The sequence below is a fragment of the Bacillus sp. XF8 genome, from assembly GCF_017498755.1.
GTDB classification, from domain to species: Bacteria; Bacillota; Bacilli; order Bacillales; family Bacillaceae_G; genus Bacillus_A; species Bacillus_A bingmayongensis.
In genome coordinates this window covers 1-14,927 of the sequence record NZ_JAGDQK010000065.1, presented here as the reverse complement: position 1 = coordinate 14,927, position 14,927 = coordinate 1, and the positions used below count along the sequence as shown (strand labels likewise).

Annotated in this window: 16 protein-coding genes, 1 tRNA gene, 1 other RNA gene and 1 other annotated feature; of the genes, 4 read left to right on the top strand and 14 right to left on the bottom strand. The window is 37.1% G+C overall.

Annotation, left to right across the window (positions count from 1 at the left end):
- Positions 1-202 precede the first annotated feature (202 nt).
- The 7 genes from J4P91_RS27375 to tadA form a co-directional block, all read right to left on the bottom strand.
- Positions 203-472 (bottom strand): pro-sigmaK processing inhibitor BofA family protein, encoded by a 270-nt coding sequence (locus J4P91_RS27375; RefSeq protein WP_207996597.1) that lies wholly within the window; start codon positions 470-472, stop codon positions 203-205.
- Between the two features lie 106 nt (positions 473-578).
- Complete coding sequence (locus J4P91_RS27370) at positions 579-800, bottom strand: YaaL family protein (protein ID WP_017150460.1); 222 nt, start codon at positions 798-800, stop codon at positions 579-581.
- 14 nt (positions 801-814) lie between these two features.
- Positions 815-1,411: a recombination protein RecR gene (recR, locus tag J4P91_RS27365; protein ID WP_017150461.1), complete on the bottom strand. Its 597-nt coding sequence runs from the start codon at positions 1,409-1,411 to the stop codon at positions 815-817.
- A 17-nt stretch (positions 1,412-1,428) separates the two neighbouring features.
- Positions 1,429-1,755 (bottom strand): YbaB/EbfC family nucleoid-associated protein, encoded by a 327-nt coding sequence (locus J4P91_RS27360; protein WP_170958198.1) that lies wholly within the window; start codon positions 1,753-1,755, stop codon positions 1,429-1,431.
- Positions 1,756-1,780: 25 nt separating this feature from the next.
- Positions 1,781-3,469, bottom strand: coding sequence for a DNA polymerase III subunit gamma/tau (dnaX, locus tag J4P91_RS27355; RefSeq protein ID WP_207996596.1), 1,689 nt, complete (start codon positions 3,467-3,469; stop codon positions 1,781-1,783).
- A gap of 133 nt (positions 3,470-3,602) precedes the next feature.
- Positions 3,603-3,867: signal recognition particle sRNA large type (ffs, locus tag J4P91_RS27350), an RNA gene on the bottom strand.
- Positions 3,868-3,945: 78 nt separating this feature from the next.
- Positions 3,946-4,443: a tRNA adenosine(34) deaminase TadA gene (gene tadA, locus J4P91_RS27345; protein ID WP_207996595.1), complete on the bottom strand. Its 498-nt coding sequence runs from the start codon at positions 4,441-4,443 to the stop codon at positions 3,946-3,948.
- Between the two features lie 330 nt (positions 4,444-4,773).
- On the opposite strand from tadA, the gene J4P91_RS27340 reads away from it, so the two are divergent.
- From J4P91_RS27340 to J4P91_RS27330, 3 genes are all read left to right on the top strand, one after another.
- The gene (locus tag J4P91_RS27340; RefSeq protein ID WP_207996594.1) at positions 4,774-5,313 is read left to right on the top strand and encodes a cysteine hydrolase family protein; all 540 of its coding nucleotides are present in this window, start codon (positions 4,774-4,776) and stop codon (positions 5,311-5,313) included.
- Positions 5,314-5,434: 121 nt separating this feature from the next.
- The gene (locus J4P91_RS27335) at positions 5,435-6,070 is read left to right on the top strand and encodes a deoxynucleoside kinase (protein WP_207996593.1); all 636 of its coding nucleotides are present in this window, start codon (positions 5,435-5,437) and stop codon (positions 6,068-6,070) included.
- A 2-nt stretch (positions 6,071-6,072) separates the two neighbouring features.
- Entirely contained in the window at positions 6,073-6,741 is a 669-nt protein-coding gene (locus J4P91_RS27330) for a deoxynucleoside kinase (protein WP_207996592.1), read from the top strand.
- A 35-nt stretch (positions 6,742-6,776) separates the two neighbouring features.
- Here J4P91_RS27330 and J4P91_RS27325 read toward each other — a convergent pair whose 3' ends face one another.
- The 7 genes from J4P91_RS27325 to guaB form a co-directional block, all read right to left on the bottom strand.
- Positions 6,777-7,172: a sigma factor-like helix-turn-helix DNA-binding protein gene (locus tag J4P91_RS27325; protein ID WP_207996591.1), complete on the bottom strand. Its 396-nt coding sequence runs from the start codon at positions 7,170-7,172 to the stop codon at positions 6,777-6,779.
- A gap of 166 nt (positions 7,173-7,338) precedes the next feature.
- Positions 7,339-7,431 (bottom strand) — tRNA-Ser (locus J4P91_RS27320).
- A 155-nt stretch (positions 7,432-7,586) separates the two neighbouring features.
- Positions 7,587-8,861, bottom strand: a complete 1,275-nt coding sequence (serS, locus tag J4P91_RS27315; protein WP_207996590.1) for a serine--tRNA ligase — start codon at positions 8,859-8,861, stop codon at positions 7,587-7,589.
- 51 nt (positions 8,862-8,912) lie between these two features.
- Positions 8,913-9,134, bottom strand: a binding site (T-box leader).
- A 54-nt stretch (positions 9,135-9,188) separates the two neighbouring features.
- A complete protein-coding gene (gene pdxT / locus J4P91_RS27310; RefSeq protein ID WP_207996589.1) occupies positions 9,189-9,779 on the bottom strand; it encodes a pyridoxal 5'-phosphate synthase glutaminase subunit PdxT in 591 nt (196 codons plus the stop codon).
- Positions 9,780-9,796: 17 nt separating this feature from the next.
- A complete protein-coding gene (gene pdxS / locus J4P91_RS27305) occupies positions 9,797-10,684 on the bottom strand; it encodes a pyridoxal 5'-phosphate synthase lyase subunit PdxS (RefSeq protein WP_017150471.1) in 888 nt (295 codons plus the stop codon).
- Positions 10,685-10,844: 160 nt separating this feature from the next.
- Positions 10,845-12,164 (bottom strand): serine hydrolase, encoded by a 1,320-nt coding sequence (locus J4P91_RS27300; RefSeq protein WP_307802560.1) that lies wholly within the window; start codon positions 12,162-12,164, stop codon positions 10,845-10,847.
- Between the two features lie 104 nt (positions 12,165-12,268).
- Positions 12,269-13,732 (bottom strand): IMP dehydrogenase, encoded by a 1,464-nt coding sequence (gene guaB / locus J4P91_RS27295; protein WP_207996588.1) that lies wholly within the window; start codon positions 13,730-13,732, stop codon positions 12,269-12,271.
- Positions 13,733-13,847: 115 nt separating this feature from the next.
- On the opposite strand from guaB, the gene J4P91_RS27290 reads away from it, so the two are divergent.
- On the top strand, positions 13,848-14,843 hold the full coding sequence (locus J4P91_RS27290; RefSeq protein ID WP_207996587.1) for a YaaC family protein: 996 nt from the start codon (positions 13,848-13,850) through the stop codon (positions 14,841-14,843).
- Positions 14,844-14,927: the final 84 nt, after the last annotated feature.

The window sequence follows — 14,927 nt, the reverse complement described above, 5'->3', positions numbered from 1 at the left end:
TTGACGTTTCACGTTGTTTGTTTCGTTTAGTTTTCAAAGTTCAACATCGCGTTTCAGCGACTTTTATAATATAACATCTTTCAATCACTTCGTCAACTTCTTTTTTTCTTTCGTTGTTGACGACGCTTATTAATTTATCACATTAACAATTAATAAGTCAACACTATTTTTCTTTTTTTAAAAATAAATGCCAAAATGATTTTCATCCTGGCATTATATATAATTTAATGATAACCAAAGCACAAATACCTGGTATTCCTAAAATGCTAGAAATAGAAGCTGTACCGATATTAATTGGAATATGAAAACCAAAATATGTTCCAAGCACATTAACGGCAAACAAAAATACTACACCTATCATTACCTTAACAAACAGCTTCCCTATAAATTGCACCGGTTTCATTGAAACCCCAAAGATCAGCAAAACAAATACCAAAGTAAGGATTCCGCCAATAATCAATGTAGAATTCATTTTCTTCCTCCTTATATAACTTATACACTCTATATGTATGGGACAAGGAAACAAAAAATACCGTTCAATAATATAAAAAAGACCCTGGTTTCAAAACCAGGATCTTTTACCATTGTTCCATTTTTACTGGACGCCTTTTTGCTTCTTTTAGTAAGAAAAAGTATTTTGCTTCTGCTAATTTCAAAGAACACAGTACATCCTGAGATGGTTCAACACTTTGTTCTACCATCCTTTTTTGACGCAACCACTCATTCTTCACTTTTTCTAATAAAGCAATTAACTTATCATCATATTCTTTTCGCAACTTTCCCTTTTTTTGAAAAAACATTTTGATTTCTCCTCTTATACTTCTCTACGGCCTTCTAAAGCCTTCGATAATGTTACTTCATCGGCATATTCTAAATCTCCACCAACAGGGAGACCATGCGCAATACGAGTCACTTTAATACCTGTCGGTTTTAAGAGGCGGGAAATATACATTGCTGTAGCTTCCCCTTCAATATTTGGGTTTGTTGCTAAAATAACTTCTTGTACAGTTTCATCTTGTAACCTTTTTAACAACTGCGGAATATTAATGTCCTCTGGACCAATTCCCTCCATTGGTGAGATTGCACCACGAAGCACATGGTAGACACCTTGATATTCTTTCATTTTTTCCATTGCGATTACATCTTTCGCTTCTTGTACAACACAAACAACCGATTGGTCGCGATGTGAATCATCGCAAATATAACAAGGATCGCGATCTGTAATATGTCCACAAACAGAACAGTATGTTAAATTTCGCTTTGCATTTACAAGTGATTTAGCAAAGTCTAGTACGTCATCTTCTTTCATATCTAGTACGAAGAACGCCAATCTAACAGCCGTTTTCGGACCGATACCCGGCAACTTCATGAAGCTATCTATAAGCTTTGATATTGGTTCTGGATAATGCATGTGTCAATATCCTCCTACTAGAACATTCCACCTGGTAAGTTTAAGCCTTTTGTGAATTGCCCCATTGTAGAGTTTGAAAGTTCCTCAGCTTGCTTAAGCGCATCATTTGTTGCAGCTAATACAAGATCTTGTAACATTTCGATATCTTCTGGATCTACAACTTCTTCTTTAATTTTCACTTCAAGGATTTGCTTATGACCATTTACAACAACAGTAACCATTCCGCCACCAGCTGTACCTTCAACTGTTTTTTCACCAAGTTCCTCTTGTGCTTTCGCCATTTGCTTTTGCATTTTTTGCATTTGTTTCATCATGTTATTCATATTTCCCATTCCGCCACGCATCATAATAAATTCCTCCTAATTGTTATTATTCTTTTACTTCAATAAGTTGTTGCCCTACTAATTTTACCGCCTCTTCTATGAGTGGATCTACTTTTTGTTCTGCAGATTCTTCTGAATTTCCACCTTCACGTTGTAAAAATTCTTCGCGTATTTTCCCCCACTCACTCTTCGGAATTGCAATCATATTAAACCTTTTGCCGAGCAATTCAAAAAGAACTTGTTCTACGGTATCCATCGCGTCACGATTTTCACTTGCCATTTTACAATGTATCTCATATTGGAAAGCTAAAACATAAGAATCTGCAGAAGCTGCGACTGGTTCACTATTCTCTAATAATACAGCAAATGCTACTTTATTATAGGATTTAAGTCTCCCTAACAGCTCACCCCATACGCCTTTTAGTTGCTCTAAATCTTGACGTTTCGCTTGCTTTAATATTTCATGTACACGTCCAACAGGGATTTTCATACTTCCTGTTCGCACCGGTTTTGGTGCTGTACGCGTCTCTCTTACTTCCTGCCCTACACCAGCTGGCACACCATTCTTCTTCACATGTTCTAATTCTTTTTCTAATTGTTGCATTCTGTTCATAATTGCTTGCAAACGGTCTGTCCCATTCGCCTGCACCATAAATTGCTGACAAAGTTGCACCATAACAACTTCTAGGAAAATTCGCGGATGATTTGTCCACTTCATCTCCTGTTGCCCCTTACTGAGTGTATGAATAATTTCATAAATTATCTCAGGTTGCATTGCTTCACTTAACATACGGAACTGATCATCTACAATTACCCGTTCTAACATATGTTCTAATTGTGGTGAAGTTTGATATAAGAGCATATCACGATAATAGTAAATGAAATCCTCCATAAAACGAACTGGATCTTTCCCTTTACTCATCATATCATCAATAATACGCAATGCTCTTGATACATCATTCTCACGTATACACTCTACAAGGTTACCTAAATATTGTTGAGAAACAGAGCCTGTTACAGCTAAGACATCCTCAGTCGTAACGATTTCATCACTATAAGAAATAGCTTGATCGATCAGACTGAGCGCATCACGCATACCACCTTCAGCAGCACGCGCAACAATTTGCAACGCCTCATCCTCTACCTTTGTACCTTCATTTGTAACAACTGTTGCTAACCTCTCTACGATATCATGTACTGATATTTTTCGAAATTCAAAGCGTTGACAGCGCGAAATGATTGTAGGTGGAATTTTGTGTGGCTCTGTTGTTGCCAAAATAAAGATAACATGTTGTGGCGGCTCTTCTAATGTCTTTAAAAGCGCATTAAAAGCTCCCATCGAAAGCATGTGGACCTCATCAATAATGTATACTTTATATCCCACTGCACTTGGGGCATACTTTACTTTATCTCTTATATCTCGAATTTCATCTACACCGTTATTTGAAGCCGCATCAATTTCTAATACATCCGAAATAGACCCTTGTGTAATGCCTAAACACGCAGGACATTCATTACAAGGTTCAGCTACTGGAGCATGCTCACAGTTAATTGCCTTTGCAAATACTTTTGCAATTGTCGTTTTACCTGTTCCTCTCGGGCCAGAAAACAAATAAGCATGCGAAGCTTTCTCTTGAAGAAGGGCATTTTGCAACGTTTTTGTTACGTGCTTTTGACCGACTACATCTTCAAACTTTTGCGGTCTCCATGTTCGGTATAACGCTTGGTATGACACGAAAATACGGCCTCCCTCAAAGGTTATTATCTTGTATATTATAACCCATTCTGTTTATAGATTCCAAAAGTTATTTTCTATACAAAAAACCCACCTTTTTATATAAGGTGAGTTTTGTATACATATATAACTGCCGTGCACCTTCTGTCGATTACGTACCATAAGCGTTACTTAAGCAGTTAGCTCGGTTCAGGCACTCCTGCGGCACACGAGAAGACCCGCTTATTGCTGCTTCCTTCCGGACCTGACAAGGTTCACGGGGTCCCGTTGCGCAGGACCCAAACGTCAACACCACTTACTTAAGGCAGGCCTTACAGCAACATAACCTCGAGAAGGGATTCGGCCTCGCTAGAGCGGATTGCGAGTACAGGGCACCGCTACCTCCCCGCTTAGCACGGCAAAGTTAAAACCAATATTCGGTTGCCTTAACGAAGGCATTATTAGTATAACTTGTTTCTTCATAAAATGCAAACCTGTTAACGAGCAATATTCTCATCCAATTTTTTCTTTTTCTCTTTTCTCCTTTTACGCAGTTCCTTAAAAAAGTTTGTTAACAACGTCCCACATTCTTCTTCCATCACACCACGCACCACTTCACATTGGTGATTAAAACGCTCGTCTGTTAAAAGGTTCATTAAAGTACCTGCACATCCACCTTTTGGATCGCTTGCACCATATACAACACGTTTTACACGTGATAAAACAATTCCACCTGCGCACATTGGACATGGTTCTAATGTAACGTATAACGTTGCATTTTCTAAACGCCACGTACCTAACTTTTTACAAGCTTCATCTATAGCTAATAACTCTGCATGAGCAATTGATCTTTGCTCTGTCTCCCTTAAATTATGAGCAACACTGATTACCTCTCCATCTAGTACAATAACAGCTCCAATCGGAACTTCTTGTATTTCTTCAGCTTTCTTCGCTTCTTCTATTGCAAGCTGCATAAAATAAATATCTTGTTCCATAATACAGTCCTCTCATTACGAATAAAGTATTATCACCATTTACTACTATATCAATCCATTTTGATTTTTGTACATATAATCCCCTGCTACGCAGAACAAGAAGTGACCTTCACTCATTTTATCCTTTTGTTTTCACTTGGCATGGGACAGGAAAAGGATTTGACCGCTTCTACGCACGATCGGATTCTCTCCTGCCCAAAAAGAAAGGTTTTATGTCGGTCTTTCAATTTATATTAATATACATACTATCCAATTACACTTCTCCTTACAGATGCGGGATAACTTCCGCACATTCAATCCAACCTAAAGAAAAAGGAAGGGTGATTACATATGAAAAATACCGCATTGCTCATTATTGACATGATTAATGATTTCCAATTCTCGCATGGACCCATCCTTGCTCAAAAATGTCAAATGATTATAGAGCCCATTTTACACTTAAAACGAACAATGAAAATGAATGGTTATCCTGTTATTTATATTAACGATCATTATCAACTATGGAGAGCCGATATTAACCAGCTTATTACTCATTGTACAAATAAGTATAGCAAAAACATTATACAATCAATCGCTCCCAGCGCAGATGATTATGTGTTTATTAAACCACATTATTCGGCATTTTATGAAACTCCTTTAAATTCTTTATTAGGACATTTAAAAATTGAAAAGCTTATCATAACAGGGATTGCTGGAAACATATGCATCCTCTTTACAGCCAATGATGCTCATATGAGAAACTATACATTATATGTGCCTCAAGATTGCACTGCTTCTAACTCTGACCAAGATAATAAACACGCTTTAAAAATAATGGAAACTACATTGAAGGCGAATATTACTCCCTCTCCTCAATTAAAATTTGAATAGTATGCGTCGATTTTTCAACTTTTTATGACAAATTAGTCCGCTCGCTTCCCTCTTATGCTACAATTATTCTGTTTTGTGCTTTTTATTTACAGGAAATTATGAATTGAAAGGAGGAAACAGCGTGACCGGAGTACCATTTATTACGGTTGAAGGACCAATCGGTGTTGGAAAAACTTCACTAGCGAAGGAAATTTCAACTCACATGCAACTCCACTTATTAAAAGAGATTGTCGATGAAAATCCTTTCTTGGGAAAGTTTTATGAAAACATTGAGGAATGGAGTTTTCAAACAGAAATGTTCTTTCTTTGTAATCGCTATAAGCAATTGGAAGACATTAATATAAAATATTTGAATCAAAGTAAGCCAGTGGTAGCAGATTATCATATATTTAAAAATTTAATTTTTGCATCTCGCACATTAAAAGATGCTCAATATGACAAGTACATGCAAATTTATCGTATTCTTACGCAAGATATGCCTGTACCAAATGTCATTGTATATTTAACAGCAAGTCTAGAGACATTACAAAAGCGAATCGCGATGCGCGGACGTGAATTTGAAAAAAACATGGATCCAAATTACTTACTACAACTCACCAAAGATTACGAGACAGCAATGGATACTTTTAAAAAGGACCATCCTGATATTCCAGTGTTAAAATTTAATGGAGATAACATGGATTTCGTGAAAAACAGTGACGACTTGAATGTGATTTTATCCACTCTCCAAAATACACTCTTAAAGGGGACGAAATAGCAATGAATTTAAGGCAACAGTATGATATACCAAATGATGCAGTAATTACAATTGCCGGTACAGTTGGCGTTGGTAAATCAACTATGACAACTGCACTCGCCAACGCTTTAGGTTACCGTACATCATTTGAAAAAGTGGATTCAAATCCATATTTAGATAAGTTTTATGCTGATTTTACGCGCTGGAGCTTTCACTTACAAGTTTATTTTTTAGCAGAAAGATTTAAAGAACAAAAAAGAATTTTTGAATATGGCGGTGGCTTTATCCAGGATCGCTCTATCTATGAAGATACTGGAATTTTTGCGAAAATGCATCACGAAAAAGGAACAATGACAGAAACAGATTATGAAACATACAAAGGATTGTTCGATGCAATGGTTATGACACCTTACTTCCCGCATCCAGACTTATTAATCTATTTAGAAGGTTCTTTTGATGATATTGTCAGTCGTATTCAAGAACGTGGTCGCCCGATGGAACAACAAACTCCAGTTGAATATTGGAAAGAAATGCACGGTCGTTATGAAAATTGGATTAATAACTTTAATTCATGTCCTGTCCTACGCTTAAACATTAATGAATACGATATTTTAAAAGATGAAAACTCGATCGAGCCAATCATTAAGAAAATTGGACATTTTTTAAAACAAACACGTAAACTTGTAAAATAAAAAACCCGTGCATATGCACGGGTTTTCCTATTAACTTACTTTTTCTTTTTCGTTGGAGCAATAATTTCGCTCTCTGATTTTCCAGCATTAATACGCTGACGAACCGTACTTGTACTAATATCATATGCCTCAGCAATTTCTTTAACGGTCATTTCTTTCCCATTAATAATTGCTGTTAATACTTTACCAGTACGTTTTGGAGCTGTTTCATTTTTCACAGCCTTTTTCTCAGCTTTTTTAGATGCTTCTACTTTTTTTACTTCTTTTTTCACATTACAAGTACAACCGCAAAGTTTACGAAATGTATCATCGCTTATAATACGTGATACGTTTGCACCACTATTTAAAATTCTATTGTTCTTACAGACTGGACATTGTACGTAGTATAGAGTTTTTCCATCTAAAGGAAATGTTTGTATAATAAGATCCATGTTGACTCCTTTCATATCTATGAAGATAATCATCGGAATATGAGTGTTTCATAAGGCAGTATCTGCCTTACATCATACTTTCTGATTGGTTTTAAAATAAAAACTCGTTACGTGTTGGTAACGAGTTCTCCAATCTCCACTTATATGCGCTGTTGTCAATTATATCTGGAGGAGGTAGAGGGATTCGAACCCCCGCGCGACTCTCGCCGCCTGTCGGTTTTCAAGACCGATCCCTTCAGCCAGACTTGGGTATACCTCCATATTGACATCAAATATAATAACAAAAGAAAAACAGTTAGTCAACCCTACTATTATAAATTACGAGGAAAGGAAAATATTACTTTTCCTTTCCTTCCATGTTGCTACTGACAACACCTGGAATTACCAATCACTCATACCGATGAAAGTTTTAATTTATTTAATAACTGTTTTTCCTCCCATATAAGGGCGAAGAACTTCTGGAATTATAATTGTACCATCTTCTTGTTGGTAGTTTTCTAAAATCGCTGCAACTGTACGTCCAATTGCAAGTCCAGATCCATTTATTGTATGAACATGTTCTGGTTTTGCATTTGGCTCACGACGGAAGCGGATATTTGCACGTCTTGCTTGGAATGCTTCGAAGTTACTACAAGAAGAAATCTCACGATACGTGCCATAGCTTGGAATCCATACTTCAATATCGTATTTCTTCGCTGCTGTAAATCCTAAATCTCCTGTACACATGCTCATAACACGATATGGTAGACCTAATAATTGTAACACGCGTTCTGCATCATTTGTTAACTTTTCTAATTCTTCATAAGAATCTTCTGGTTTTACAAATTTCACAAGCTCTACTTTGTTAAATTGATGCTGACGAATTAAACCACGTGTATCACGACCAGCTGAACCCGCTTCAGAACGGAAGCACGCACTAAATGCTGCATAACGGATTGGCAATTGGTCTCCACTTAAGATCTCATCACGATGCATATTTGTTACAGGTACTTCAGCTGTAGGAATCAAGAAATAGTCTTCACTTTCAATACGGAACGCATCTTCTTCAAATTTCGGAAGCTGTCCTGTTCCTGTCATGCTTGCACGGTTTACCATATATGGAGGCAATACTTCTTCATATCCATGTTCTTCTGTATGAAGGTCAAGCATAAAACTAATTAAAGCACGTTCTAACTTTGCACCTGCACCTTTAGAAAATACAAAGCGGCTTCCCGTTACTTTAGCAGCACGCTCGAAATCTAAAATTCCTAAGTCAGTTGCAAGATCCCAGTGAGGTTTTGGTTCGAAATTAAATTCTTGGATCTCTCCCCAAGTACGAGCCACTACGTTATCATCTTCTGTGTCACCAATTGGTGCAGATTCATGAGGAATATTTGGGATAGCAAGCATTAATCGTTCTAAATCTTCTTCAACTACACGAAGCTCATCATCAAGTTTTTTTACTTTTTCCCCTACTTCACGCATCTCTAAAATTAATGCCTCTGCATCTTTCTTTTCACGCTTTAATACAGAGATTTGTTGAGATACTTCATTACGCTTACTTTTTAACTCTTCTGTTTGAACAAGTAATTCTCTTCTTCTTGTATCCAGTTCTTCGAAACGACCGAAATCAGTTAAATCTTCGCCTCTATGTTGCAATTTTGCTTTTACTTCTTCAAAATTCGCACGTAAAAATTTAATATCAAGCATTATATATTCCTCCTTTTATTTTATAAAACACAAAAAACTCCCGTCCCTGTAAAAAGGGACGGGAGTTAACCCGCGTTGCCACCCTAGTTGAAAGCAATACTACTTTCCTCTCAAGTAGAAATAACGACTCTTCACCGGAAATGTTTACTAATCATAAAGATATTCCACATTTCATTCCAGGATGGATTCACAAACTGTTTCTATCGGTTTTCACCAGCCACCGACTCTCTATAAGAAACACCATTTGTTACTACTTCCTATCAACACGTTTATTTTATAAAATTGTTACCATCAATTTACTATAATCTTACACAAGTTGCAAGTTACTTATACAACTTTTTTCATTTTCGCCTCTTTTACCATCTGTACAAAATATGCTGTAACACGATGATCATCCGTTAACTCTGGATGGAAAGAAGCAGCTAAAAATGCTCCTTGTCTTACTGCTACCATTCGATCGTTGTGCATAGAAAGAACTTCTACGTTATCTCCTACACCCACAACGTACGGCGCACGAATAAATACACCAATAAAGTCCTCTCCAACACCTTTTATTGAAAGTGCAGCTTCGAAGCTATCCTTTTGGCGTCCAAACGCATTACGTTCAACTGTAATATCCATAGCACCAATATGAGACTCTTCATAACCAACAAGATTGTTTGCAAGTAAAATCATACCTGCACACGTACCGAACATTGGTTTACCAGATTTCGCAAATTCACGAAGTGGTTCCATAAAATCGTACTTATCAATAAGACGGCGCATTGTTGTGCTTTCACCGCCTGGTAAAATAAGACCATCAATTTCTTCAAGTTGTTCTACACGTTTTACAACTACAGCCTCTGCACTACTCGCTTCAACTGCCTTTACATGCTCGCGAACAGCTCCTTGAAGACCTAATATACCGACTTTAACCATCTCAAAATCTCCTTTAATTACCAACCGCGTTCTTGCATGCGTTGTTCTGGTAATAATGTTGAAATTTCGACACCTTTCATTGCAGTACCTAATCCTTTAGAAAGGCTTGCAATTAACTCATAATCTTCGTAATGTGTCGTTGCTTCAACAATTGCACGTGCAAATTTCTCTGGGTTTTCTGATTTGAAGATACCAGACCCTACGAACACACCATCTGCACCAAGTTGCATCATTAACGCTGCATCTGCTGGCGTTGCTACACCACCTGCTGCAAAGTTTACAACTGGTAAGCGGCCAAGACGTTTGATTTCAAGTAATACTTCATAAGGAGCACCAGTATTTTTTGCATATGTCATTAATTCGTCTTCACGTAGGCTCGCAACTTGACGGATTTCTGCGTTTACTTGACGCATATGACGTACTGCTTCTACAATGTTTCCTGTTCCAGGCTCGCCTTTTGTACGAAGCATAGATGCACCTTCTGCAATACGACGCGCTGCTTCTCCAATATCACGGCATCCACATACAAACGGAACAGTGTAATCACGTTTATTTAAATGATATACTTCATCAGCTGGAGTTAATACTTCACTCTCATCAATGTAGTCTACCCCTAATGATTCTAGCACACGTGCTTCCACAAGGTGACCAATACGGCATTTTGCCATAACTGGAATTGATACAGCACCCATAACTTCTTCAACAATTGTTGGATCTGCCATACGTGCAACGCCACCTGCTGCACGAATATCTGCTGGAACGCGTTCTAGTGCCATAACAGCAACTGCGCCCGCTTCTTCTGCAATTTTTGCTTGCTCAGCGTTAACTACGTCCATGATAACGCCGCCTTTTTGCATTTCTGCCATTCCACGTTTTACACGTTCTGTTCCTGTTACATTTGTCATGTACAAAAACCCCCCTAGGTGAATTGCTTTTCCCCGTTAAAGGCGAAAATTAAGAATACTCTTACATTCTACCACTAACTATTAGAGGCTTGTCCACTACTTTTTCATAAAGTCGGTATGAAAAATAGGAATAAAAAAAAGCTCCTACAATGAGGAGCTCTTAAAACCAACCTTTTACTGTGTCAACAGCACTGTTCCAAATATCACTAAAGAAAGAACCGATGCCACGCATAGAGCGTACAAACCAGTTTGCCTTTTCTACTTCTGCTTTTGTAACAAGGTCTACTTGTAATGATTTACCTGATAAAAATCCAGGATCATTAGCATCTTTAGGCGATACAACCATTTGTCCTAGTGTTGTTCCTTTTTTAATTGGTGCTTCTTTTTCTTTACCTGTATCTTTAAATTCTGTTTTATATACATCTTTACTTCCTTTTGGCATTGGAAGTGTAATAGCTTGTTTTGTTTGTACTGCAACATCTTTATCTTTTGCATTTTCCACTCGTACAGTTTCATGTCCTTTTACTGCAGAGCCTTTCGCATATGCTTTTTTCACTTCAAAGTTTGTAAAGCCATAATCAAATAGTTTCTTTGTTTCATCAAAACGTGCTGTATGAGAATTTGTTTTGATAACAACAGAAATTAAACGCATGCCATTTCTTTCCGCTGTTCCTGTGAAACAATCACCAGCTTCTGGAGTAGATCCTGTTTTCAAACCATCTACACCTTCATATTCCTTAACTAACCCTTTTAACATCCAGTTCCAATTGGCCATTTCAATCGGATATTTCCCGCCTTCTTGGAATGTCTTTTTTGAAATTTTAGCCGTATCTAATACTTTTGGAAAATCTTGAATCAGATGTTGCGCTAGAATTGCACAATCATGAGCAGACATTTTATTTTCATCATCTGGTGATGTCCCTTCAGGATGCTGTCCTTTTAAATCATGATTTGTTAAGCCAGTAGAGTTTACGAATTGATAATTTTTCAATCCGAACTCTTTCGCCTTATCATTCATCATTTTTACAAAGTCTACTTCTTTCCCTGCAACTGCTTCAGCTAAAGCAATTGTTGCACCATTTGCAGAGTAAATTGCCATTGCTTCATATAGCTCTTTAACCGTATAAGAGCCACCATTTTCTAATGGAACGTTTGATAATGAGCGATCTTGTGAAATCTTATGTGCATACTCAGAAACTTTAACCTTTTGGTCCCACTTAAGTTTCCCTTTATCCACTGCTTCATGAACTAAGTATTCACTCATCATTTTTGTCATACTAGCAATCGCTAATAATTCATCTGCATTTTTTTGATATAAAATTTTTCCAGAATCTGCTTCTACTAAAATTGCTGCTCCTGCTTCTACATCTAAAGCAGGGCCTGTTTCTGCCGATGCACTGCCATATGTAACGAACATGCTGCAAAATAGTGTAAGCACTGTTACCATTGCAATGAATCGCTTGCAAAACATACCTTTCACTTTTGTTACCCCCAATATCTTTGTACTCACATAACCGTTATTCTAACATAATCAAAAAAAAATAGACAGAGATATCAAATCTCCATCTATTTACATATAAGACATTATAAAGAGTAATTTGGTGCCTCTTTTGTAATTTGTACGTGATGTGGATGGCTTTCACGTAAACCAGCACCTGACATACGGATAAATTGTGCATTCTCACGTAAGAATTCTAAGTCATGCGCTCCGCAATATCCCATACCTGCACGTAATCCACCAACTAATTGATGAACTGTATCAGCTAAAGGTCCTTTATATGGTACACGTCCTTCAATACCTTCCGGAACAAGTTTTTTATTACCTTCTTGGAAGTAACGATCTTTACTTCCTTTTTCCATTGCTCCAACAGAACCCATACCACGATATACTTTAAATTGGCGGCCTTGGTAAATTTCAGTTTCTCCTGGGCTTTCAGCTACACCAGCAAACATACTACCAAGCATAACAACATGTGCTCCTGCTGCTAAAGCTTTTACCATATCTCCAGAGTATTTAATACCACCATCAGCAATGACTGGGATACCGTGCTTACGAGCTTCTGTCGCGCAATCATATACCGCTGTTAATTGCGGTACACCAACGCCAGCTACAACGCGTGTTGTACAAATAGAACCTGGCCCAATACCAACTTTGATAACATTTGCACCCGCTTCAATTAATGCGCGTGTCGCTTCAGCTGTGGCAACGTTACCTGCAATAATGTTTAATTCCGGATATTTTGTACGAACTTCTTTTACTTTTTCAATAACACCTTGAGAATGTCCGTGAGCTGTATCAAGTACAATTACGTCTACATTTGCTTTTACTAATGCATCAATGCGTAGCATAGCGTCTGCAGTTACACCAACTGCCGCTCCAACTAATAAACGACCTTGTTTATCTTTTGCAGAGTTTGGAAACTCAATTACTTTTTCAATATCTTTAATTGTGATAAGCCCTTGTAATACACCGTTATTATCAACAAGAGGGAGCTTTTCAATTTTATATTTCTGTAGGATCTTTTCAGCTTCTTCTAGTGTTGTACCAACTGAACCTGTAATTAATTGTTCCTTTGTCATTACATCGGAAATTTTAATAGAGTAATCTTGGATAAAACGCATATCACGGTTTGTAATAATACCAACTAATTTTTGCTCTTCTAAATTATTTACAATCGGTACACCTGAGATGCGATATTTTCCCATAAGATGTTCTGCATCATATACTTGATGATCTGGAGTTAAAAAGAAAGGATCTGAAATAACGCCGCTTTCAGAGCGTTTTACTTTATCGACCTGCTCAGCTTGTTGCTCGATAGACATATTCTTATGAATAATCCCTAAACCGCCCTGACGAGCCATTGCAATAGCCATATCAGCTTCTGTTACTGTATCCATCCCTGCACTAATTAAAGGAATGTTTAACTGCAAGCTTTCAGATAGAACTGTTTTAACACTTACTTCTCTTGGCAATACATCTGACTTCGCTGGTACAAGTAATACATCATCGAATGTCAAACCTTCTTTAACAAATTTAGATTCCCACATAATTGTTCCCCCCATGATACCAGAAATTATTATTAGTAGCTTAACAATTGGTTAAAATACTGTCAAGAAAGTACATATATGTTAGAATTTTTAGATAATAAAAGGAGCGTAATATATGCATCAAACACCTTATACTTGGCAGCAATTAAGTTTCTTTTTTTCATCCCAACATGTACAGCGTTATCTTGCCCGCTGTTATGAAAAATTACCTATTGAAAATGCTGAAAAAAAAAGCTTCGAAAATTGTTATCCTTTTATTTATTACTTAGAGCATGGAAAAAGCTATTATGAATTATGTAAAACTGCCCCTTTCTCCATCCAACCTATGTTGTTATTTTATGGGATGAGTCAGCTTTTAAAAGCATGCTTATTAACTGTTGATCCAAACTACCCAGAATCAACAACAGTCTTAGCTCACGGGGTAACAACGCGTAAACGAAAAAAACAGGGATATCAGTTTTTAGAAGATGAGGTTAAAGTACAAAAGAATGGATTATTCACCCATGTTGCGGAACAGATGTTTCACATGAAACACTTGGAGGCTGAAAAATTTATTATGCTAGAACTAATGGGAAAAATCCCCGAATTAAAAACCTTATTTCAGCATAGTCAAAAAGAGAAAATGTTATATAAAGTCAATACAGTAGATGAACATCATATTTCCTTTCCTTCTGGCATACTTGATCGCTTACATATGACGCAAGAACGTTTTTCTCGTTACATAGAAGCATCCTGTAAACATCTCTTTATACAATATACACCAAGTGAAGCCATTGAATCTGATCTGTTATTTTCCGCTTCCACTAAAACATGGAACCCTTTATACAGTACACCTTTTTTTTATGATTGCAATACTAACACTTATTATTTGCCAATAACTAAAAATGCAAGAAATTGTAAATCATTCTTACCAGAACCACTCATACATTATTTATTGCTCTACAATTTAAGTATGATTTCTCGCTATGAGACTGACTGGTGGTACGACTTATTAGGAAGCTATGCCTCTGAAGATTATCCATTTATTTATCAATTTTTAGGGGTCTCTGCAAAAAAAATCCCTTACTATGTCCTACTATTTTTATTAGGTGAACAATCCCCTATTTCTTAGGAAATAAAAAAAGCACGAGTCAATTGACTCGTGCTTTAATTGCTTGGCGACGTCCTACTCTCACAGGGGCAAGGCCCCAACTAC